General features: G+C 71.4%; 15 protein-coding genes. 10 read left to right on the forward strand and 5 right to left on the reverse strand.

Features of this window, described 5'->3' with window-relative positions; all coding sequences use genetic code 11:
• The first annotated feature begins 87 nt into the window (after positions 1-87).
• On the forward strand, positions 88-1,212 hold the full coding sequence (locus OG746_RS08885; RefSeq protein WP_266713173.1) for a GuaB3 family IMP dehydrogenase-related protein: 1,125 nt from the start codon (positions 88-90) through the stop codon (positions 1,210-1,212).
• 73 nt (positions 1,213-1,285) lie between these two features.
• Here the strand turns inward: OG746_RS08885 and OG746_RS08890 are convergent, their stop codons facing one another.
• Both OG746_RS08890 and OG746_RS08895 read right to left on the reverse strand, forming a co-directional pair.
• Positions 1,286-1,888 carry a hypothetical protein gene (locus tag OG746_RS08890; RefSeq protein WP_266713175.1) on the reverse strand — a complete coding sequence of 201 codons (603 nt, stop codon included), beginning with the start codon at positions 1,886-1,888 and terminating at the stop codon, positions 1,286-1,288.
• Positions 1,889-1,949: 61 nt separating this feature from the next.
• Positions 1,950-3,203, reverse strand: a complete 1,254-nt coding sequence (locus OG746_RS08895; protein ID WP_266713177.1) for a nucleotide sugar dehydrogenase — start codon at positions 3,201-3,203, stop codon at positions 1,950-1,952.
• A gap of 510 nt (positions 3,204-3,713) precedes the next feature.
• Here OG746_RS08895 and OG746_RS08900 point away from each other — a divergent pair.
• Positions 3,714-5,420 (forward strand): glycerol-3-phosphate dehydrogenase/oxidase, encoded by a 1,707-nt coding sequence (locus OG746_RS08900; protein WP_266713179.1) that lies wholly within the window; start codon positions 3,714-3,716, stop codon positions 5,418-5,420.
• Positions 5,421-5,478: 58 nt separating this feature from the next.
• Here the strand turns inward: OG746_RS08900 and OG746_RS08905 are convergent, their stop codons facing one another.
• Positions 5,479-6,498: a serine hydrolase domain-containing protein gene (locus OG746_RS08905; protein ID WP_266713181.1), complete on the reverse strand. Its 1,020-nt coding sequence runs from the start codon at positions 6,496-6,498 to the stop codon at positions 5,479-5,481.
• A 140-nt stretch (positions 6,499-6,638) separates the two neighbouring features.
• Between OG746_RS08905 and OG746_RS08910 the strand changes: the two genes are divergently transcribed.
• The 7 genes from OG746_RS08910 (at position 6,639) to OG746_RS08940 (ending at position 19,737) form a co-directional block, all read left to right on the forward strand.
• Positions 6,639-8,636: a serine/threonine-protein kinase gene (locus OG746_RS08910; RefSeq protein ID WP_266713183.1), complete on the forward strand. Its 1,998-nt coding sequence runs from the start codon at positions 6,639-6,641 to the stop codon at positions 8,634-8,636.
• A gap of 86 nt (positions 8,637-8,722) precedes the next feature.
• Positions 8,723-10,879 (forward strand): serine/threonine kinase C-terminal domain-containing protein, encoded by a 2,157-nt coding sequence (locus tag OG746_RS08915; protein WP_266713185.1) that lies wholly within the window; start codon positions 8,723-8,725, stop codon positions 10,877-10,879.
• Positions 10,880-10,992: 113 nt separating this feature from the next.
• Complete coding sequence (locus OG746_RS08920) at positions 10,993-12,648, forward strand: serine/threonine-protein kinase (protein WP_266718793.1); 1,656 nt, start codon at positions 10,993-10,995, stop codon at positions 12,646-12,648.
• Positions 12,649-12,732: 84 nt separating this feature from the next.
• Positions 12,733-14,331 (forward strand): serine/threonine-protein kinase, encoded by a 1,599-nt coding sequence (locus OG746_RS08925; protein WP_266713187.1) that lies wholly within the window; start codon positions 12,733-12,735, stop codon positions 14,329-14,331.
• A gap of 104 nt (positions 14,332-14,435) precedes the next feature.
• On the forward strand, positions 14,436-16,139 hold the full coding sequence (locus tag OG746_RS08930; protein WP_266713189.1) for a serine/threonine-protein kinase: 1,704 nt from the start codon (positions 14,436-14,438) through the stop codon (positions 16,137-16,139).
• A gap of 131 nt (positions 16,140-16,270) precedes the next feature.
• The gene (locus OG746_RS08935) at positions 16,271-17,899 is read left to right on the forward strand and encodes a succinic semialdehyde dehydrogenase (RefSeq protein ID WP_266713191.1); all 1,629 of its coding nucleotides are present in this window, start codon (positions 16,271-16,273) and stop codon (positions 17,897-17,899) included.
• A gap of 44 nt (positions 17,900-17,943) precedes the next feature.
• On the forward strand, positions 17,944-19,737 hold the full coding sequence (locus OG746_RS08940; protein WP_266713193.1) for a GMC oxidoreductase: 1,794 nt from the start codon (positions 17,944-17,946) through the stop codon (positions 19,735-19,737).
• Positions 19,738-19,807: 70 nt separating this feature from the next.
• On the opposite strand, the gene OG746_RS08945 is transcribed toward OG746_RS08940, so the two are convergent.
• On the reverse strand, positions 19,808-20,812 hold the full coding sequence (locus OG746_RS08945) for a hypothetical protein (RefSeq protein WP_266713195.1): 1,005 nt from the start codon (positions 20,810-20,812) through the stop codon (positions 19,808-19,810).
• 328 nt (positions 20,813-21,140) lie between these two features.
• Positions 21,141-21,407, reverse strand: coding sequence for a chorismate mutase (locus tag OG746_RS08950; RefSeq protein WP_266713198.1), 267 nt, complete (start codon positions 21,405-21,407; stop codon positions 21,141-21,143).
• A gap of 310 nt (positions 21,408-21,717) precedes the next feature.
• On the opposite strand from OG746_RS08950, the gene guaA reads away from it, so the two are divergent.
• Entirely contained in the window at positions 21,718-23,298 is a 1,581-nt protein-coding gene (gene guaA, locus OG746_RS08955) for a glutamine-hydrolyzing GMP synthase (protein WP_266713200.1), read from the forward strand.
• Positions 23,299-23,306 lie beyond the last annotated feature (8 nt).

Here is a 23,306-nt window from a genome sequence, read left to right on the forward strand (position 1 = left end):
TCACCGGGACCGCCCCACACGCGTGTGTCAGGGATACTGGACAGGCAAGGCCCAAGTGGGACCCAGATGTGAAAGGCGCCCCCCAACGTGACTGAGATCGAGATCGGGCGCGGCAAGCGCGGCCGCCGCGCGTACGCCTTCGACGACATCGCCGTCGTTCCGAGCCGGCGCACCCGCGACCCGAAGGAGGTCTCGATCGCTTGGCAGATCGATGCCTACCGCTTCGAGCTGCCGTTCCTGGCCGCGCCCATGGACTCCGTCGTCTCTCCGGCGACCGCGATCCGCATCGGTGAGCTGGGCGGACTCGGGGTGCTGAACCTCGAGGGCCTGTGGACCCGTTATGAGGACCCGCAGCCGCTGCTCGACGAGATCGCCGAGCTGTCGCCCGAGGCCGCGACCCGCCGCCTCCAGGAGATCTACTCCGCGCCCATCCAGGCCGACCTGATCGGGCAGCGCATCAAGGAGGTGCGCGACTCCGGTGTCGTCACCGCCGCCGCGCTCTCCCCGCAGCGCACCGCCGAGTTCTCCAAGGCGGTCGTGGACGCGGGCGTCGACATCTTCGTGATCCGCGGGACCACGGTCTCCGCCGAGCACGTCTCCGGTGCCGCGGAGCCGCTGAACCTGAAGCAGTTCATCTACGAGCTGGATGTCCCGGTCATCGTCGGTGGCTGCGCCACGTACACCGCCGCGCTGCACCTCATGCGGACCGGTGCCGCGGGTGTGCTCGTCGGCTTCGGTGGCGGCGCCGCGCACACCACGCGGAACGTGCTGGGCATTCAGGTGCCGATGGCCACCGCTGTGGCCGATGTCGCCGCCGCGCGCCGTGACTACATGGACGAGTCCGGTGGCCGCTACGTGCACGTCATCGCCGACGGTGGCGTGGGCTGGTCCGGCGACCTGCCCAAGGCGATCGCCTGCGGTGCCGACTCCGTGATGATGGGGTCCCCGCTGGCCCGCGCCACGGACGCGCCCGGCCGCGGTCACCACTGGGGCATGGAGGCCGTCCACGAGGACGTGCCGCGCGGCAAGAAGGTCGACCTCGGCACGGTCGGGACGACCCAGGAGGTCCTGACCGGGCCCTCGCACACGCCCGACGGGTCGATGAACTTCTTCGGCGCGCTGAAGCGGGCCATGGCGACGACCGGCTACAGCGAGCTCAAGGAGTTCCAGCGGGTCGAGGTCACGGTGGCGGACGCCACGCATAAGCGGTAGCGCTGACGCTGAGTCGTAGCGGGAAGCGGGTGGGCCCCCATCGGAAAGGTGGGGCCCACCCGCTTTTGCGTCCCTACGAAGATGCTCGCTTCGCGGCGCCGAAGGAGGCCACCGCGGCGAGGGCGAAGAAGAGGAAGGTCATGGGGTCCGAGTCCGTCTTCCAGGCCTCGTGGACCCAGTTGAAGTGCTGGAAGAGCAGTTCGGGCACGGAGAACGGCAGCACCTTCGAGCCGATGATCGACTCGCCGAGCAGCTGACCCAGGTAGACGCCCACCAGCGACAGGATCGGGCTGACGATCAGGACCACCGGGTTGTTGCCGCCGACCTTGCCCGCAGCGAATCCGACCACGACGCCGACGGCCACGGCCGCGTAACCGATCTCGTGCTCGGTTGCGCCGACGATGCCGCCGTAGACGCCGGCGATGACCAGCATCGCCACGAAGCCGGCGAGGATGCCGAGCCCCAGGTTGCCGCGGGCGGGGGCGGGCGGCGGCACCGGCTGGAAACCGCCCTTCATACCCGGCATGCCCTGCTGCTGGGGGAACGGGGCGTACGGCTGCTGCTGCGGCGGAGGCCCGGCAGGGGGCTGCTGCGGGTAGCCGTACTGGGGCTGCTGCGGCGGCTGCGGCTGCTGGGCGTACGGGTTGCCGTCGGGTATGTGAGGCGGCTGGGTCATGCGGTCCCCCTGGGGTGTGAGCCCTGGCGCTGATGTGCGCAGAGTGGCCGCAATGTAGCAGTCAGAGGCGGTGTGCGGCCCCTGCCGGAGTGGCTCCCCTTGTGTCCAGGAGGAGTTGGGCCTTTACGGACAGGCCTTGCAGGTCGTACGTGCGGTGCTGTTGCAGAAGGATCGTCAGGTCGGCGTCGGCCGCGGCCTCGTAGAGGGAGTCGGCGCGCGGGACCGGGCGGTCCAGGACGTTCCAGGACGGGACGTACGGGTCGTGGTAGCTGACGGCGGCGCCGAGTTGCATGAGGCGGGTGGCGATCTCCTCGGCCGGGGCGGCCTGTTGGTCGGCGAGGTCGGGCTTGTAGGTGACGCCGAGGAGGAGGACGCGGGCGCCGCGGGCCGACTTGCCGTGTTCGTTGAGGAGGGTGGCCGCGCGCTGGACCACGTACGACGGCATGTGGTGGTTGACCTGGCGGGCCAGTTCGACCATGCGCAGGGGGCGGGTGGGGAGGTGCGGGCCCGAGAGGTCCTGGGCGAGGGCGTGGCCGCCGACGCCGGGGCCGGGGCGGAAGGCCTGGAAGCCGAAGGGCTTCGTTTCCGCGCAGCGGATGACGTCCCACAGGTCCACGCCCAACTCGTGGCAGAGCACGGCCATTTCGTTGACCAGGGCGATGTTGACGTGCCGGTAGTTGGTCTCCAGGAGGTGCACGGTCTCCGCTTCCCGTGGACCACGCGCGCGTACGACCTTGTCGGTCAGCCGGCTGTAGAAGGTGGCCGCCGACTCGGTGCAGGCGGGGGTGTGGCCGCCGATCACCTTGGGGGTCGACGTGTAGGGGTGCAGGCGGTTGCCGGGGTCGACGCGGCCGGGGGCGTGGGCGAGGTGGAAGTCGCGTCCCGCGCGCAGGCCCGAGCCCTCTTCGAGGACGGGGAGGAGGAGCGTCTGCGTGGTGCCGGGCGGCACGGGCGACTCGATGATCACCGTGGTGTGCGGCCGGAGCCGGGCGGCGAGGGTGCGGGTCGCCTCGACGACCGGGGTGAGCATCGGTGCCCCGTCGGGGCCCTGCGGGGTCGGGGCGCAGATCACGGCGGTGCGGACGCGCGCGAGTTCGGCGGGGTTGGCCGTGGGGCGGAAGCCCGCGGCGAGCATGCGGCGGAGGTCGGCGGCGGTCAGGGCCGCCGCGTCGCCGCCGCCGGGCAGCCGGCCCGCAGCGAGATCCCTGGCACGGGCCGGATCGTGGCCGATCGTCGCGATCCCGGCCGCCACGGCGGCCTGTGCGAGGGGCAGGCCGAGGTGGCCGAGGCCGATGACGGCGAGGTCTGCGGGCATGGCGGTTGCCGTCCTTTCCCGAGGAGCGGACCGGTCATTAACCGGAGCGGGACGAGGGCGCAAGCCCTGTGGACAAGACGAGCGAGCGCACTGTCAGACTAGGAGTAAATATGACCGATATGTGGCATTGCGCGGAGATGGATTTGCGAGTGTTGCGCCGCGAGTCTCCGCAGGTTGTCCACAGGTGCGTGCCTGCTGGGGTCCTGCTGACGGGTCAGGCTGGATTCGGGCGGCCGTGACTGTCCGGTGCCGACAAGCGGGGCCTGGTGCGTGCAGCTGCAAGGCGGAGGAGGGCGTCAACGCGGAGCGTTGGCAACCGACGACAACGCCGCAGATGTGCGTGCCAGGGCCTGCGACTCCAGCAGGATCCGTCAGCAGGGCCCTACTGGCCCGAACCGGTCAGCGGGTGAAGAATCGGGGCATGTAGGAAGAGCGCGGCGTGTGCTTCGAGGGGCATGAGGCCGGGCACACCACACGCGTGAGCCACGCCGACGACAGCGGGAGGCAGCAGTGAAGGCAGCGACACTGGGACCCGAGCAGCGTGCACAGGCTCTGGCGGACATGGCCGAGCGCGAGCTGGACATTCTCGTGGTGGGCGCCGGGGTGGTCGGCGCGGGCACGGCGCTCGACGCGGTGACCCGCGGCCTGTCCACCGGGATCGTCGAGGCGCGGGACTGGGCCTCCGGCACGTCGAGCCGGTCCAGCAAGCTGATCCACGGCGGGCTCAGGTATCTGGAGATGCTGGACTTCGCGCTCGTACGAGAGGCGTTGAAGGAGCGGGGGCTGCTTCTTGAGCGGCTGGCCCCCCATCTCGTGAAGCCGGTTCCCTTCTTGTATCCGTTGCAGCACAAGGCCTGGGAGCGGGTGTACGCCGGGTCGGGCGTCGCGCTGTACGACGCGATGTCGATGGCGCGCGGGCACGGGCGCGGCCTCCCGATGCACCGGCATCTGACGCGCAAGCACGCGCTGCGGGTCGCCCCCTGCCTGAAGAAGGACGCGCTGGTCGGAGCGTTGCAGTACTACGACGCGCAGATGGACGACGCCCGGTATGTGGCGACCCTGGTGCGGACCGCCGCCATGTACGGCGCCAAGGCCGCCAACCGCGCGCGGGTCACCGGGTTCCTGCGGGAGGGCGAGCGGGTCGTCGGCGCGCGGGTGGAGGACGTCGAGGGCGGCGGCGAGTACGAGATCCGGGCCAAGCAGGTCGTGAACGCGACGGGCGTGTGGACCGACGACACGCAGGCCATGGTCGGCGAGCGCGGGCAGTTCCATGTGCGGGCTTCCAAGGGGATTCATCTTGTTGTTCCGAAGGACCGGATCAACTCGACGACCGGGCTCATCCTGCGTACCGAGAAGAGCGTGCTGTTCGTCATTCCGTGGGGGCGGCACTGGATCGTGGGGACGACCGACACCGAGTGGGATCTCGACAAGGCGCATCCGGCGGCTTCGAGCGCCGACATCGACTACCTGCTGGAGCACGTCAATTCCGTTCTCGGTGTCCCGCTTTCGCGTGATGACGTGCAGGGCGTCTATGCGGGTCTGAGGCCGCTGCTTGCCGGGGAGTCCGACGCCACCAGCAAGCTGTCGCGGGAGCACACGGTGGCGCATCCCGCGCCGGGTCTGGTCGTCGTGGCGGGCGGCAAGTACACGACGTACCGGGTCATGGCCAAGGACGCCGTCGACGAGGCCGTGCACGGGCTCGACCAGCGGGTCGCCGAGTGCGTGACCGAGGAGGTGCCGCTGGTGGGCGCCGAGGGGTACCGGGCGCTCTGGAACGCGCGGGCGCGGATCGCTGCGCGCACGGGGCTGCACGTGGTGCGGGTCGAGCATCTGCTGAACCGGTACGGGGCTCTGGCCGAGGAGGTGCTCGAACTGGTGGCCGCCGATCCGGCGTTGGGTGCGCCGCTCACCGGGGCCGACGACTATCTGCGGGCCGAGGTCGTGTACGCGGCCTCGCACGAAGGGGCGCGGCATCTCGACGACGTGCTGACGCGGCGTACGCGGATCTCCATCGAGACGTTCGACCGGGGGGCGCGGTGTGCGCGGGAGGCGGCGGAGCTGATGGCGCCCGTGCTGGGGTGGGACAAGGATCAGGTGGAGCGGGAGGTCGAGCATTACGAGAAGCGGGTGGAGGCGGAGCGGGAGTCGCAGCGGCAGCCGGATGACCTTACGGCTGACGCGGCGAGGTTGGGGGCACCGGACATCGTTCCGCTCTGACGTCCTGTTGCGCGGAGGCGGGGTTGCGGCCACGGGGCTCTGCCCCGGGCCCCGCGCCTCAATCGCCGGCGGGGCTGGACTGGCAGAACTCTGCCGTGAGTATTCGGCGCTCAGGGGCCCCGCTGCCCGACAAAGTTGCCTTTGTCGTGCGGTAGGTGACGACGTGTGAGCCGGTGCGGGTGGCTGCTGCGCGGATGTAGGTGTGGGCTATGCGGCCGTTGTGGCCCCAGACCGTGGTGCCGCAGGGGAGTTTTTCCGGGTAGAGGCCCATGCCGTAATGGCCGTCCGTGGGGCGGGTGTTGAGCATCGTGCGGAGGGCCCCGGGTGGGAGGAGGCGGCCCTCCAGGAGGGCCGCGTAGAAGTGGTTCAGGTCGGGGAGCGTGGAGATCAGCTCGCCGGATGCGCCGGCCGTGCGTGGGTCGAGGCGGACCGCGTCGGGGCCGTGCGGGCTCGGGACCGTGGTGCGGGTGCCGGGGAACATGGTGCCGGTGAGGTGGAGCGGGTCGATGATGCGGCTGCGGGCCTCCGTGGCGTAGGAGTGGCCCGTGACCTGATGGATGATCATGCCCAGGAGTACGTAATTGGTGTTGGAGTACGCCCAGGTGCCGCGCTGGGTCGTGCGCGGCTCGGACAGGGAGAGTTTCGCCACCGCCGTCGGGGTAAGCGGGACGTGGCCGCGGGTGGTGGTCGTGAAGTCGTAGAGGCCGCTGGTCTGGGTGAGCAGCGAGCGGACCGTGAGCGTACGGGTGCCTGTGAGGGAGGGGAGGTAGGTGGTGACGCGTGCGGAGAGTTTCAGACGGTGTTCCGCGGCAAGTTGGAGGACGACCGTCGCGATGAAAGTCTTGGTGATGCTGCCCGCGCGCACATGATCGGAGCGCGTGAGGGTGGGGCTGGTGGTGGTGAAGTGGCCGGTGGAACCGGCGGTTGCGAGGAGCGCGGCCGATGGGGCCTTGCCTCGCGTCACGAGCAGCGGAAGAGTGTCGTCCGCAGGTGTCGTAGGGCCGGGCGCGCTGCCCTGGCCCAGGCACAGCACGGCCACGGCCAGCGGTATGGCCAGGAGTGTCCGGAGTGCGGGCAACGACGGTCCCTTTCGGCGGCGCGGGCCATCATTGTGGGACGTTCCTGTGCGTGTCGGGTGGGGGTGACCCGGCGCGCGGAGTGGTGGTCCAGTGATGGGACAATGAAGGCTCTGTCAGGGCGGGTTGCTAGAGGGGACGCATGTCGGAGGCGGAGCGGGCGGGCGAGGCCCGTGAAGACAAGGGCACTCGCCAGGATTCATCCGGTCGGGACACTCAGGGGGCTTCCGTGAAGGACCCGGAGGGCCGGCTGCTCGCCGGCCGGTACCGGCTCGGCGACGTGCTCGGCCGTGGCGGCATGGGCACCGTGTGGCGGGCCAAGGACGAGACGCTCGGGCGCACGGTGGCGGTGAAGGAGCTGCGCTTCCCGAACGCCATCGACGACGACGAGAAGCGCCGCCTGATCACGCGCACCTTGCGTGAGGCGAAGGCGATCGCGCGGATCCGCAACAACGGCGCGGTGACGGTCTACGACGTGGTCGACGAGGACGACCGGCCGTGGATCGTCATGGAGTTGGTCGAGGGCATGTCCCTCGCCGAGGCCATCCGCGAGGACGGGCTGCTTGAACCCCGGCGGGCCGCCGAGGTCGGGCTCGCCGTGCTCGACGTGCTGCGCTCCGCGCACCGCGAGGGCATCCTGCACCGCGACGTGAAGCCGTCGAACGTGCTGATCTCGGAGGACGGTCGCGTCGTTCTGACGGACTTCGGGATCGCGCAGGTCGAGGGCGACCCCTCGATCACCTCCACCGGCATGCTGGTCGGCGCCCCCTCGTACATCTCGCCGGAGCGCGCCCGCGGCCACAAGCCGGGTCCCGCCGCCGACATGTGGTCGCTCGGCGGTCTGCTGTACGCGGCCGTGGAGGGCGTCCCGCCGTACGACAAGGGGTCGGCGATCGCCACGCTGACCGCCGTGATGACCGAGCCGGTGGACCCGCCGAAGAACGCCGGGCCGCTGGAGCCCGTGATCTACGGCCTGCTCGAGAAGGACCCCGACCACCGGCTCGACGACGCGGCGGCGCGGTCGATGCTCAACGACGTCATCCACGCCCCGGAGCCGAAGCCGGCCCCCGAGCCGGAGCCGGTCGAGGCCACGAAGGTGGTGCCGCTGCCGCCCGCCCCCGCGCCGAAGAAGCGCAAGGAGCCCAGGGAGAAGGGCGCTTCGGCGGCCAGGGCGGCTGCCGCCAGGACCGCTGCCGCCTCGGCCGCGGCCGGTGTCGCCGCGAAGAGCGCGGAGACCGCGGAGAAGATGCGCGGCGCCCTGACCAACGTACGCAAGGCGGCCGCCGCGGCGACGGCCCCGAAGGAGAAGACGGAACCCGCGGCGACCGCGCCCGCGGGTCCGGCTCCGGGCGGTGCGCGCCCCGGCGGCGCGGCCGTCCTCGCGGACGCGCTGCGGGGCCGCTCCCTCGTCATCGGTGCGCTCGTCGTCGCGCTCGTCGTGCTCGCAGGAATCCTGGCCCTCGTCCTGAACAACGGCGACGGCACGGACGCCAAGGGCGGCGACAAGGGCGCGTCGTCGGGGGCCACGGCCGGCTCGGACGACAAGAACGCCGGCAGCGGCGACAAGGACGCCGACAAGGGCCAGGACAAGGGTTCAGGCGACGACAAGAAGCCTTCCGGAAGCCCGTCGGCGAGTGACTCCGGGTCTCCCGACCAGAGCGCGAGCGCCTCACCGAGCGGTGACGACGCCGGGGGCAAGTCGGCCACGGCCGCCAAGGAGACGTACAAGCACTCCCAGGGCTTCTCGATCGGCCTGCCCAAGGGGTGGAAGTACGTCAAGACGGAGGCGGCGGGAGCCCGCTTCACGGGGCCCAACGGGCAGCGGCTGCTCGTCGGCTGGACCAACAGCCCCAAGTCCGACCCGGTCGCGGACTGGCGCAATCAGGAGCGGAGCATGGTCCGCCCCCAGTACGACCGGGTGCGCATAGCGTCGGTGGACTATCGCGGCTGGAAGACGGCCGACTGGGAGTTCACGTACGTCGACGGCGGCACGAAGTGGCACTCGATAGACCGGGGGACCGTGGTGAACGGCTCGCTGGGATACGGGCTCATGTACACCGCCAAGGACTCCGCCTGGAGCGGCGAGCAGCGCAAGACGACCTGGAAGACATTCACACAGACGTTCAAGCCCAAGTCCTGAACCAGCGGGGCGCCCGGCACGTATCGTGAATGTTTGCGGACCGTGCGCAGTCGCTCGGCAGAGCCGGTGGAACAGGGGGAGTCGTCGTGGACGAGTACGCGGGGCGGGTGCTCGCGGGCCGGTACCGGCTGCCGGTCCTCTCCTCCGACGCGTACGACTCCTCGGCCGAGACGCGGGCCTTCGACACGTACAGCGGGCAGGAAGTCCTTGTACGGCAGGTGCCGTTGCCCGAGGTCGTCGAGGCGGAGGTCCTTGACGCCGACGGGCTGCCGGAGGGCTTCCGGCCCGGGGGCGATACGGGGCGGGAGGCCGCCGAACCGTCCGTGGCGCGCGCCGTCGAGGCGGTGCAGGCCGCCGCGCGCATACCCGACCACCCCCGCCTCGACCAGGTCTTCGACGTGTTCGCCGAGGGCGGCTCGCTGTGGATCGTGAGCGAACTGGTGGCGGCGCGGCCGCTGTCGGCGCTGCTCGCCCGTGGGCCGCTCAGCCCCTACCGGGCCGCCGAGGTCGCCGCGGACGTGCTCACCGCGCTGCGGGTGCTGCACGCGCACGGGTGGGTGCACAGGAACGTCACGGCGCGGACCGTGCTCGTCTGCGACGACGGGCGGGTGATGCTCACGGGGCTCGCCGTGGGCGCCGCGGAGGAGGCGTTGTGCGGGTACGACGTCGTGCCGGCCTTCCCGGAGGAGGCCGACGACGTCGTCGAGGAACCGGTGCCGGTGCCCGGGGCGGGGGATCATCGGGCGGCTCGGGCGGGGGCAGTCGCGGCGTATCGCGCGGGCGCGGTGGCGGGGCGGGCGGAGCCGGCGGGGGCCGGGTTGCCTGTTCAGCCGTCCCGCTGGAGGGAGTTGATACCCGAGGCCGATGGGGGTGACGACTCGGGGCTCCGCCCCGGGCCCCGCGCCTCAAACGCCGGCGGGGCCGGAATTGCCGGAGGGGCTGGATTTGGCGGCACTGTGATCGCCGAGCGCGCACGCCAGGTGCGGATGACCGTCGTCGGGCCCGTCACCGAGCGGTGGGCGCCCGAGCAGGCGCATCCGGTGCAGGAGAACTGGCAGTTGGCGGCGCCCGTCGGCCCCGCCACCGATCTGTGGGCCCTCGGCGCGCTGCTGTTCCGTGCCGTGCAGGGGCACGCCCCGTACCCGGAGGAGTCCACGCCCGAGCTGGTGCAGATGGTGTGCGCCGAGCCGCCCGCGTTCGCCGAGGAGTGCGGGCCGGTGCGCCCGGTCGTCGAGTCGCTGCTGCGCCAGGACCCCACCGAGCGGCTCGACATCGAGGAACTGCGCGGCTGGCTGCGGTCGTTGGTGCGTTCCGCGCCGGAGCCCGAGGCCGGGGCGAACGTCATCCCCGCGCCCGCCTTCGACGCGGGCCGGCTGCCCGTCGTACGCCGCAGGGGAGAGCTCGTCCGCAAGCGCAGGGCGCGGGTTCCGGCCACCTCCGGGCAGCACGGTCGGCACAAGCGGAGCCGGGCCGTGGAGCGCGCGCCGCGTCCCGCGAGGGCCCCCAGCCAGCGGCGGCCGAGATCGCTCGGGCGCTGGCTGCTCGTGCTGATCCTGCTGGGGCTCGTGGGCGCCGTGGCGTACGCGATGGTGTTCATGCCCAAGGAGGGCCGTGGAGCGGGGTCCGGGGCGGCGGGCGCCCAGCAGGAGAACGCGGTGGGGGCCGTGCCCTCCGCCTCGTCGGAGAACCGCGGCAAGCCGTCGTCGGAGCCGAAGCCGTCGAAGAGCGCCGCGTCCCCGTCGGGCAAGCGCAGTTCGACTCCGTCCTCCACCAAGCCGCAGTCCGATGTGGCCCCCGGTTTCGTGCTGCGCGAGGACCCCGCGGGGTTCGAGGTGGCCGTCGCCAAGGGGTGGCAGCGGACGGGGAAGAACGGTCGGGGGCAGGTCGTGTACGCGCACGGCGCCTTCGAGATGATCGTCGTCCCCGGGCGCGACTCCACGGCGACGTACGGCAAGGACCCCATGAAGTACCAGCGTGAGGAGGAGCGGGAGTTGCAGCCGTTCCGGGACTCCACCTGGGCCACGTCGAGCGGCATGAAGAGCATCGATGTCGGCGGACGGACCATGGCCGAGGGGCAGTTCACCTGGCAGGGCTCGGACGGGCGCGAGATGTACGTCCGCAATCTCGCGATGGTGGTCGGCGGGAAGTACCACGTGGTGCAGGTACGTGGCCCGGAGGCCGAGCGGGACGAGGTCACGCGGCTGTACCAGCAGGCGTACTCGACGTATCGCTACGGTGGTTGAGCCGACGACAAAGCGTCACAGTGCGGTCTCTGTGGGACCCCGGCTGTTCCGTGGGTGGCGGCTGATCCCTAGTGTGAACCGGGTCGACACAGTAGCGGGGAAACGTGAATCAGATGCAGGGCGAGGTCCTCGCCGGCCGGTATCGGCTCGGTGAATCCATAGGGCGCGGCGGCATGGGCAGGGTCTGGCGCGCGCACGACGAGGTGCTGCACCGCGCCGTCGCCGTGAAGGAGCTGACGGCTGCCCAATGGGTGGCCGAGGCGGACCGGGCCGTCCTGCTCGCCCGTACGCAGACGGAGGCGCGCGCCGCCGCCCGGATCAACCACCCCGCCGTCGTCACCGTGCACGACGTGCTGGAGCACGACGACCGGCCGTGGATCGTCATGGAGTTGGTCGAGGGCCGCTCGCTGGCCGACGCGGTCAAGGAGGACGGGCGCGTCGCCCCCGCCGAGGCCGCCAGGATCGGGCTGTGGACGCTGCGGGCATTGCGCGCCGCGCACAACGCCGGTGTGCTGCACCGGGACGTGAAGCCGGGCAATGTGCTGCTCGCCAGCAACGGCCAGGTCAAACTGACGGACTTCGGCATCGCCCAGGTCGAGGGCGACTCGACCATCACGCGGACCGGCGAGATCGTCGGCTCCGTGGACTACCTCGCGCCCGAGCGGGTGCGCGGGACCGAGTTCGGTCCCGCCGCCGACCTGTGGGCGCTCGGCGCGACGCTCTACACCGCCGTGGAGGGCCTCTCCCCGTTCCGGCGCACGTCGCCGATCAGCACGATGCAGGCCGTCGTCGAGGACGACCCGGAGCCGCTGGAGAACGCCGGGGCGATCGGGCCCGTCATAGGCGCGCTGCTCAGCAAGGACCCGGCCGCGCGGCCGGACGCCGACGCGGCCGAGGCGATGCTCGCCGAGGCGGCGGAGGGACGCCGCGCGAACGCGGCGCAGGCGTACGTGCCGACGCAGGTGCACGTCCCCGCCCAGCCGACCGCGTCCACGCCTCCTCCGACCCCGATGAGCACGGCGGACACGGCCACTGTGGTGCCGCCGGCGCCCGGCCTCGTTCCCGCTCCTGCTCCTGCTCCCGCTCCTGTTCCCACGCCCGTTCCCGCGCCCGCCGCGAAGTCGCGCCGCTGGCCGAAGGCGCTCGCCATCCTCCTGGCCGCCGCGCTGGTCGGCGGCGGAGGCGCGCTCGCCGCCATGTACTACGGCGAACAGCGTGCCGCCGAAGCCGGCAACGCGGCGGCGGAGCAGAACTCCGGGAGCCAGGACGGATCCGACGGGTCCGACGGGAAGGACGACGCGGTCCCCGGGGACGGCTCGATTCCCGACAACTGGGTGCGGCGGCACGATGTCGAGGGGTTCAGCCTGATGCTGCCGCCCAGCTGGAAGCGGCAGCAGGAGGGCACGCAGATCGACTACACGCCCGACGGCGGGCAGCGGTTCGTCCGGATCGCCATCGACAAGGACTCCGACTGGCAGGACTCGTACCAGCATCAACTGGACCTGGAGAAGGGGCTGCGGCTGAAGCTGCCGGACTACCAGCGGGTGCTGTTGCAGTCGAACATGTTCCGGGACCAGTCCGGGTCGCTGTGGGAGTTCACCTGGACCGCCGGGACGCAGGACACGACGTCCGGTCCGCGGCACGCCATCGAGCAGACCTACCGGGCGCCCGACGGCACGGAGTACGCCATCTATCTGTCCGTGCCGGCGGCGAACTGGCCCGGCGCGCGACAGCAGTTCGACGCGATCCTGCGCGGATGGCGGCCCTAGGCCCTGTCGCAGAGACGGCCAGGTGAGGGCCCCTGGCCGGAACCGTGCAGTCCCGGTGAACAAGCGTGCGGCATGATGGGGCGCATGGGGACCGAGGGGGACAACGCCCGTGTGATCGCCGGGCGTTACCGGCTGGAGGCCAGGATCGGGCGCGGTGGCATGGGCGTCGTCTGGCGGGCAGCCGACACTTTGCTCGGCCGCCAGGTCGCCGTCAAGGAACTCGGCGTCGACGAGACCCTCTCGGAGGACGAGGCCCAGCAGCAGCGGGAGCGGATGCTGCGCGAGGCGCGGGCCGTGGCCCAGTTGCAGCACGCGAACGTGATCGTCGTGCACGACGTGGTGCTGTACGAGGGACACCCGTACATCGTGATGGACCTGGTGAACGGCGGCTCGCTCGCCGACCGCATCGCGAGCGAGGGCCCCGTCGAACCCCTGGAGGCCGCCCGGATCGGGCTCGCGCTGCTCGGCGCGCTGCGCGTCGCCCACGCCGCGGGCGTGCTGCACCGGGACCTGAAGCCCGCGAACGTACTCCTGGAGAGCTCGACGGGCCGGGTCGTCCTCACCGACTTCGGGATCGCCCAGGTGGAGGGCGCCACCACGCTCACCGAGAACGGCGGGTTCGTCGGCTCGCCCGAGTACACGGCGCCGGAGCGGATGCAGGGGGAGCGGGCCGGGGCCGGGGCCGACCTGTGGTCGCTCGGGGCGCTGCTGTGCGCGGGCATGAGCGGCGAATCCCCGTTCCGCCGCGACTCGTTGGGCGGCATCCTGCACGCCGTCGTCTACGACGAGATAAGACCGCCCGAGGAGGCCGAACCGCTGCTCCCGGTGATCCGCGGCCTGCTGGAGCGGGACCCCGTGCGCCGGATGAACCTGGACGAGGCCGAGCGGCTGCTGCGCGCGTACATCGCCACCGGGGCGACGCCGCAGCCCGCGATCCCCATCCCGCTCGTGCCGCGGGTGCTCTACACCCCGACGCAGGCCAACGTGCCCACGGCGGAGCGCAGGCGCGTCGTGTCGACCCGGGCGCTGCTCGTGGCGGCGGCGCTGGTGGCCGCGGTCGCGGGGGCCGGGATCGCCACCGCGGTGCTGCTGGCGGGGGACAACGGCAAGACGCCCGCGCCGCCGCCGACGACCACCGTCTCCGCCCCGACCCGTACGCCGTCCGCCTCCGCCTCGCCCTCGCCGACCTCCACCGTCACCGTGACCCGGCCGGGGACCCGTACGCCGTCCGCCGCGGCCCCGCAGGGGTATCGCACGGTGACGGACCGCGAGGGGTTCCGGCTCGCCGTGCCCGACGGGTTCACGCGCTCCGTGGACGGGTCGCGGATCTTCTACATGTCGCCCGGCGAGACCTACCGCATCGGCATCAAGGTGGGGCGCACGCAGAGCGGCGGCCCCGGCGCCGTGCAGCGGCGCTCCGCCGCCGAAGGGCCGAAGAGCAACCCGGGCTACCGCGCCGCCAAGGTCACCGACACCTCGCACAACGGGCACGACGCGGCGCTGTGGGAGTTCACCTGGGACGGGTTCAGCGAGGCCGAGGGCGCCCGGCGCACCGTCGACCTGTGCTGGGAGGAGGGCGGCCGGCTGTACGACGTGTGGGTCTCGGCGCCCGTCGCCGACACCGCCCGGGCGCGCGCCCACTTCGACGCGGCCGTCGACACCTTTGCGGCATCTGGGCGGTAATGGCCGGGTGTTGGTGTGCCTGGGGTCCGGTGCCTCGCATCAGCGCGGTCACAATTCGTGTCCTCGGTGGAACCCGGCGTACCCCGCGAGGTAGGGATGACCCCATGAGTGACAACGGGGGAGCCGCACACGGCCCGAACGATCCCACCAGCTACGGCCTCCAGCCGCCGCGACAACCGTACGCGCCGCACCCCGGCAACCCGTACGCCCAGCCCACGCAGGCCGCGCCCCAGCAACAGCAGCCGCACCAGCAGCAGTCGCATCAGCCGCAGCACCAGCCCACCCAAGTCGTGCCCGAGCAGCACGACCCGGGCGCGGGGCGGCTCGTGGCCGGGCGCTACCGGCTGCTGAGCAAGCTGGGCCACGGCGGCATGGGCACGGTGTGGCGGGCGAAGGACGAGACGGTGGACCGCGAGGTCGCCGTGAAGGAGCCGCGGCTGCCGGACCACCTGCCGGAGCGGGAGCGGTCCAACGCCTTCGAGCGGATGCGCCGCGAGGCCCGCGCCGCGGCCCGGCTCGACCACCCCTCGGTCGTGAACGTGCACGACGTGGCCGTCGAGGACGGCCAGCCGTGGATCGTCATGGAGTTCGTGCAGGGCCGCTCGCTCGGCGCCGCCCTCCAGGAGGGCACGCTCGGCGTCCGCGAGGCCTCCCGCATCGGCCTGGAGGTGCTCGGCGCCCTGGAGGCCGCGCACGCCGCGGGGATCCTGCACCGCGACGTGAAGCCGGACAACGTGATGCTCGGCCGCCACGACCGCGTGATCCTCACCGACTTCGGCATCGCCCAGATCGAGGGCGAGACGAATCTGACCGACACCGGCGGCTTCGTCGGCTCGCCCGAGTTCATCGCCCCGGAGCGGGTCCTTGGGCAGCGCCCGGGACCGGCCTCCGACCTGTGGTCGCTCGGCGTCGTCCTGTACGCGGCGACCGAGGGCGTGTCCCCGTTCCGCCGCAACAACACGCCCGCCACGCTCCAGTCCGTGCTGAACGCGACACCGGCCGCGCCCGCCGCCGCGCAGGGCCCGCTGGCCGACGCCATCAACGGCCTGCTGCAGAAGGACCCGGCGCGTCGGCCGAACGCGGCGCAGGTGAGGATCCTCCTGGAGAAGGCCGCCGAGCCCCCGTCCCAGGCGCCCACGCAGGTCGTCCAGATCGGCTCGGCCCAGGGCGGCCTGCGCCTGGGCCGCAAGGCCCTGCTCGGCATCGGGGCGGGTGTCGTGGTGGCGGCCGTCGCGGCGTACCTGGTCCTCGCGAACCCGTTCGCGGGACCGCTGCCGGACGGCTGGAAGGAGTTCGAGGCGGGGGCGCCGCTGAACACGACCCTCGGGCTGCCGGACACGTACATCCCGATCCCGGACGAGGACGACGAGTCCGTGATGACGTACGCGGACCCGAGCGGGGCGATCTCCGTGAACCTGGTGCGCTGGGACCACGAGGAAGACACGACCGACATCGCGGGCACGGCCGACGCCGAGGCCTTCAAGGACTCCGACGACATCAAGGGCGGCACGTTCAGCGGCGCCGGGGCGTCGATGTCGAGCGACACCGAGAGCACCAGCAAGACGGACTCCAACGTCACGTACAACGACCGCGACGCCGCGCTCAACACGATCACGTACGGCGTGAGCAGCACGGGGACGGACTTCGACAAGGACGTCCCGCGCGAGGCGAAGGCGTTCTACTACAAGACCAAGGCCGGCGACATGTACCGGTTGTGGGTCGACTATCCGGGCAAGGGCGACTTCACCGAGCGCGGCCGTGAGGTCGCCAAGACCGCCATTGCCAACTTGGGGATCAAGAAGCTCTGAAGTGGCGGAGGTTGGCGGCAAAGCCCTGATCAGCGGCTTTGCTGCCAGCGATCACTGGCGCGGTGTGTGCACTCGGTGAAACCTGTTACCGACCGGTACCCAAAGCGCACGCCCCGGCCTACGCTCGCGCTATGAAGCAGTCGCAGGCCACCCCCGAGCACGTAGCAGAGAAGACCCGCACGAACCCGGTCGCGGCCGCCCCCGAGGGCGCCCGCACGGCCGTCGACGTGGTGACACCGGACCTGATCGCCCGGCTCACGAAGGACGTGGTCGGTTCGGGGCGGACCGCGAACCACACGCCGTTCACCGGCGAGAAGCTCGCGGACCTCCCGGAGTCGACGCCGGAGGACGTGGCGACGGCGTTCGAGCGGGCCCGCGCCGCCCAGGAGGTCTGGGCGAAGACGCCGGTCCGCAAGCGCGCCGCCGTGCTGCTGCGCTTCCACGACCTGGTGCTCGCCCGCCAGGCCGAGGTGCTCGACCTGATCCAGCTGGAGACCGGCAAGGCCCGGCTGCACGCGCACGAAGAGGTCCAGGCCGTCGTGGTCGCGGCCCGGCACTACGGCCGCAAGGCCCCGTCGTACCTGAAGCCCAAGGGGCACACGGGCGCGGTGCCGACGCTGACCAAGGTGACGGAGCTGCGCCAGCCGCGCGGCGTCGTCGGCCAGATCGCGCCGTGGAACTACCCGCTGGAGCTCTCCGTCGGCGACGCGCTCCCCGCCTTCGTCGCGGGCAACGCGGTCGTCATGAAGCCCGACACGGAGACCTGTCTGACCGCCCTGTGGGCGCGCGATCTGCTGATCGAGGCGGGTCTGCCGTCCGAGGTCTTCCAGGTCGTCCTCGGCGAGGGCCCGGTCGTCGGCCCGGAGCTGGTCAAGCACGCCGACTACGTCTCGTTCACCGGCTCGACCCGCACCGGCCGCGAGGTCGCGCAGGGCGCCGCCGCCCGCCTCGTCGGCGTATCGCTCGAACTCGGCGGAAAGAACGCCATGTTGGTCCTTGAGGACGCGGACGTGGAGAAGGCCGCGGCCGGCGCCGTGCGCGCCTGCTTCTCCTCGGCCGGTCAACTGTGCATCTCCATCGAGCGGTTGTACGTCCACGAGTCGATCGCCGACGAGTTCGTGGCCCGGTTCGCCGCCCGCACCAAGGGGATGCGGCTCGGCCGGTCCCTCGCGTACGGCGCGGAGATGGGCTCGCTCGTCGGGCAGCGGCAGCTGGACACGGTGACGCGGCACGTCGACGAGGCCGTCGCGAAGGGGGCCACGCTCGTCGCGGGCGGCGCCGCGCGCCCCGACATCGGCCCGTTCTTCTTCGAGCCGACCATCCTGGACGGCGTCGAGGCCCCGATGTCGGTCTGCAACGAGGAGACCTTCGGCCCGGTCGTCTCCATCTACCGCTTCAGCGACGAGGAGGAGGCGATCACCCTCGCCAACTCCACGGCGTACGGCCTGAATTCCTCGGTCTGGACGAAGAGCGCGAAGCGTGGCCACGAGGTCGCGGCCCGCCTGCGCACCGGCACCGTGAACATCAATGAGGGGTACGCCCCCGCGTACGGCAGCGTCCAGTCCCCCATGGGCGGCATGAAGGAGTCCGGCCTCGGCCGCAGGCACGGCTCCGAGGGCATCCTCAAGTACACCGAGGCCCAGACGGTCGCCCACCAGCGCGTGATGCCGATGGCCCCGTCGTTCGGCATGGACGACGAGGCGTACGCGAAGTTCATGAGCGTGAGCCTGTCGGTGATGAAGAAGTTCCGCCTCAGGTAGCCAATGGCCGCTCCACCGCTCAAAGTTCAAAGGAGAACGTACAAGTGACGCAGGACGGCTACGACTACGACGTGGTGGTCATAGGCTCCGGCTTCGGCGGATCCGTGTCCGCCCTCCGGCTCGCCGAGAAGGGCTACAAGGTCGGGGTCCTCGAAGCGGGGCGCCGCTTCACCCCGGACACCCTCCCCAAGAACTCCTGGGACCTGAAGAACTACCTCTGGGCGCCGAAGCTCGGCATGTACGGCATCCAGCGCATCCATCTGCTCGGGAACGTCATGGTCCTGGCGGGCGCGGGGGTCGGTGGCGGTTCGCTGAACTACGCCAACACCCTTTACGTACCGCCGAAGCAGTTCTTCGAGGACCCGCAGTGGGCGCACATCACGGACTGGCAGGAGGAGTTGAAGCCGTATTACGACCAGGGGCAGCGCATGCTCGGCGTACGGCTCAACCCGACGATGACCCCCGCCGACGTGCACCTGAAGGCGGCGGCCCAGTCGATGGGCATCGGCGACACCTTCCACCTGGCGCCCGTCGGCGTCTTCTTCGGCGACGGCAAGGACGCCGAGGGCGAGTCGAAGGCGGCCCCCGGCCAGCAGGTCGAGGACCCGTACTTCGGTGGCGCGGGCCCCGCCCGCAAGGCGTGCACCGAGTGCGGCGAGTGCATGACGGGCTGCCGCCACGGCGCGAAGAACACCCTCAACGAGAACTACTTGTACCTCGCCGAGAAGGCGGGCGCGGTCGTCCACCCGATGACCTCGGTCGTCTCGGTGACCGACGACTCGCGCGGCGGCTACGCGGTCTCGACGCTGCCCACGGACGACAAGAAGGCGGCGGGCCGCACCTTCACCGCGCCCAAGATCGTCGTCGCGGCGGGCACGTACGGCACCCAGACCCTGCTGCACCGCATGAAGGCGGGCGGCCAACTGCCGCACCTGTCCGAGCGGTTGGGCGAGCTGACCCGCACCAACTCCGAGGCCCTCGTCGGCTCGCAGACCACGAACCGGCGCTACAAGAAGGCGCACGGCGCCGCCAAGGTCGACTTCACCAAGGGCGTCGCGATCACGTCCTCGATCCACCCGGACGCCAACACGCACATCGAGCCGGTCCGCTACGGCAAGGGCTCGAACTCGATGGGCGGCCTGTCGATCCTCCAGGTCCCGTACGCGGAGGGCTCGTCGCGCGTCGCGGGCTGGCTGGCGAACGTGGTCAAGCACCCCAGCCTGATGGTCCGCTCGCTCTCCAACCGCCGCTGGTCGGAGAAGACCATCATCGGGCTCGTCATGCAGTCCCTCGACAACTCGCTGACCACGCATCTGAAGCAGGACGGCGTCGGCAAGGGCCTGCTCACCGCGAAGCAGGGGCACGGCGCCCCCAACCCCAAGCAGATCAAGGCGGCGACCGAGGGCGCTTCGGCGATCGCGGCGGAGATCAACGGCTTCGCGGGCTCGAACGTCGGCGAACTGATCGGCACCCCCCTGACCGCCCACTTCCTGGGCGGCTGCCCGATCGGCGACAGCGCGGAGACCGGCGTGATCGACCCGTACCACCGGGTCTACGGCCACCCCGGCATCTCGGTCGTCGACGGCGCCGCGGTCACCGCCAACCTCGGCGTGAACCCGTCCCTGACGATCACGGCGCAGGCCGAGCGGGCCCTGTCGTACTGGCCGAACAAGGGCGAGGAGGACACCCGCCCGGAGATCGGCTCGGCGTACCGGCGGCTCGCGCCCGTCCAGCCGAAGAACCCGGCGGTCCCGGCGGAGGCCTTCGGCGCGCTGAAGCTCCCGCTCCTCGCGGTGCCGGAGGTGCCGCCCAAGAAGGAGCCGCTGCAGCCCAGTTGATTCTCTGTGGCGATACGAGAAGGACCCGCACCCCCCTCCGAGTGCGGGTCCTTCTCGTACGTACGGACGACTACGCCTCGTTGCTCACTTTGCGGCGACGCACGGCGTACATGACCCCGCCGCCCGCCACGACGGCGAGACCCGCGGCCGCGCCGAAGGTCGGCACCACGGAGCCGGCACCGGTCGAGGCGAGCGAGCCGTCGGCCGGGCTGCTGCTCGCCTGCGGCGACGGGGCGTTGGACGCGGAGGCCGACGCGGAGGCCGTGGCCGTGGCCGGGGCCGAGGGCTTCGGCGAACCCGTGTGACCACTGGCCGGCGGCACCTGGCCGGTGGCGGTACCGGCGGCGAGGATGTCGAAGTCCCAGTACGCGTCCTCGGGTACGCTGTCGCCGCAGACGCCCTCGGGGTCCACGCTCACCGCGAGGCCGAGCGCGGCACCGGCGCCGGCCGGCGTCTTGGCGTCGACCGAGATGCGCAGCTTCACGTCGGAGTGCGCACCGCGGGCGAGGGGGCCGGAGGCCGGGAACGACGCGTCGTGCTCGACGTTGTTGTCGAGGTCCCGCCACCCGGAGCCGTCGAACCACTGCAGGCGCAGGTACCGGCTCGTGTCCGACTCGTCCTCGTAGGCGAACGAGAACGCGTACACCTGCGCCCGGGAGGACACGAACTCCTGGTCGGTCATGTTCGTGACGCGGAACGTGAAGCCGTGCCACCCGGAACCGGCGACGAGCTTCGACGGGAGCCCGCGCAGCTCGGCGAGGGTGCCGGGGCTGTCCTCGGCCGCGGTGCACTCGTCGGACGGCTCGGTCTTCTCGTCGTCCGCCTTCTTCGCCTCCGGCGGCGCGGGCTTTGACGTGGTCGGATCGGTCGAGGGGATGTCCGGAGCGGACGCACTGGGCGACGCAGAGGCGCTCGGCGACGCGGACTCGCTCGCTGACGGATCGGGCGACGCGGTCTCGGTGGAGGTCGTGTCCGAAGGCGCTCCGTCGGCGAACGCGGCCGGGGCGGACAACAGGGCGATCGGGGCGAGCGCGGCGGTCGCGGCCGCGGACAACAGTGCGCGACGAAGTTTCATCGGGTCCTCAGAGGCTGGGAGATTCCGCTGAAGTGACCCGTGATGGCCAAAAAGGGTTGTACGGGAGTCCGGTCGGCCTCGGGCGTCCCCGAGGCCGACCGTTCTCTGGTGTGACCGGGCTGCTGTCCCCTGCCGTCCGGTCACTTGTCTGGAGCGAGGTCCCACGACGTACGGCATGACCCGTGACGTCTCAACGCTCCAGCGGAGCCACGCGTGGTTCGATCGGCCCGCCCCTGGCTGGCACGGACACCGGGACCAACGAAGCCTGTGCCAACGGGTCACGCGCCGTATGGGTGAGGGCGCAACCGAACTGAGGTGCCCCCGCCGGTCAGGCCCGGCCCCGGCACAGTTCGAGCAGCGTCATGGCGAGCGAGGTGCCGGGCTTGCCGATCGCGTCCCTGTAGCGCCCGAGCACCTCGTTCTCGCGCGACAGGTGCACCCGCCGCCCGCCCGAGGCGATCCGCGCCTCCTGGACGACGGCGGAGACGGCCATGCGTTCCTGGACGAGACCGATGATCCGGTCGTCGAGCGCGTCGATGCGCTCGCGGGCGCCGGAGATGACGTCGGCGGTGGTGTTCTCGGTCGTGGCGGTCATGAGGGCTCCTCGGGTGTGGTGGGAGCCCCGGATCGACAGGTCCCGGAAACGCCAGACGCCCCGGGCCTTGTCGGCCCGGGGCGCCTGGGAAAGTCGCTGGTCAGTAACTCAAGCAACACAACCATGGCATCCGGCGGGCCGGCTGCCATAGATAAAGACGTAGGTCGTGTGCGAGAACATGCGGCCACTATAGCCCCTGCGGCGATTGAGCAGCCGGGGTCCGGAGCGGAGCCCCGTGACGCCGACCACGGGTGACGTACCCGGTAGAATCGGCCACACGACCCCCTGCTAAGCCGCCGGAAGGCAACCCGTGTCATCAGCGACTTCCGCTGCCGCCGCCCCCGACACCGTTCTGGTCGTCGACTTCGGTGCGCAGTACGCCCAGCTCATCGCCCGCCGCGTCCGTGAGGCCCGGGTCTACAGCGAGATCGTGCCGAGCACCATGCCGGTCGCGGAGATGCTCGCCAAGAACCCGGCGGCGATCATCCTCTCCGGCGGCCCCTCGTCGGTCTACGCGGAGGGCGCCCCGCGCCTGGACCGCGCGATCTTCGAGGCCGGCGTCCCCGTCTTCGGCATGTGCTACGGCTTCCAGCTGATGGCCACGGCCCTCGGCGGCACCGTCGACGACAACGGCGCCCGCGAGTACGGCCGCACCCCGCTCTCCGTGTCGAAGGGCGACTCGACGCTCTTCGAGGGCACCCCCGTCGAGCAGCCCGTGTGGATGTCGCACGGCGACGCCTGCTCCGCGGCGCCCGAGGGCTTCACCGTCACCGCGTCCACGGACGTCGTACCGGTCGCCGCCTTCGAGAACGACGAGAAGAAGCTGTACGGGGTCCAGTACCACCCGGAGGTCATGCACTCGACGCACGGCCAGCAGGTGCTCGAGCACTTCCTGTACCGCGGCGCCGGCATCGAGCCGAGCTGGACGACGGGCAGCGTCATCGAGGAGCAGGTCGCCGCGATCCGCGCCCAGGTCGGCGACAAGCGCGCCGTCTGCGGTCTGTCCGGCGGTGTGGACTCCGCGGTTGCCGCGGCCCTCGTGCAGAAGGCCATCGGCGACCAGCTGACCTGTGTGTACGTGGACCACGGTCTGATGCGCAAGGGCGAGACCGAGCAGGTCGAGAAGGACTTCGTCGCCGCGACCGGCGCGAAGCTGAAGGTCGTCGACGCGTCCGAGCGGTTCCTGAACGCGCTCGCCGGGGTCTCCGACCCCGAGGAGAAGCGCAAGATCATCGGCCGGGAGTTCATCCGCGTCTTCGAGCAGGCGCAGCTGGAGATCCTCCAGGAGGACGGCCCGGAGGTCGCGTTCCTGGTGCAGGGCACGCTCTACCCGGACGTCGTCGAGTCCGGTGGCGGCACCGGCACCGCGAACATCAAGTCGCACCACAACGTGGGCGGCCTTCCCGACGACATCGAGTTCGAGCTCGTCGAGCCGCTGCGCCAGCTGTTCAAGGACGAGGTCCGCAGCGTCGGCGCCGAGCTCGGCCTGCCGGACGAGATCGTCCAGCGCCAGCCGTTCCCCGGCCCCGGTCTCGGCATCCGCATCGTCGGCGAGGTCACCAAGGACCGCCTGGACCTGCTCCGCGAGGCCGACGCCATCGCCCGCGAGGAGCTGACCACGGCCGGCCTCGACCGCGAGATCTGGCAGTGCCCGGTGGTCCTGCTCGCGGACGTCCGCAGCGTCGGCGTCCAGGGTGACGGCCGCACGTACGGCCACCCGATCGTCCTGCGCCCCGTCTCCTCCGAGGACGCCATGACGGCGGACTGGACGCGGATGCCGTACGACGTGCTCTCGAAGATCTCGACGCGGATCACGAACGAGGTCAAGGACGTCAACCGGGTCGTGCTCGACGTGACGTCGAAGCCCCCGGGCACCATCGAGTGGGAGTAGTCCCCACG

This window comes from Streptomyces sp. NBC_01016 (genome assembly GCF_026341035.1).
GTDB lineage: Bacteria > Actinomycetota > Actinomycetes > Streptomycetales > Streptomycetaceae > Streptomyces.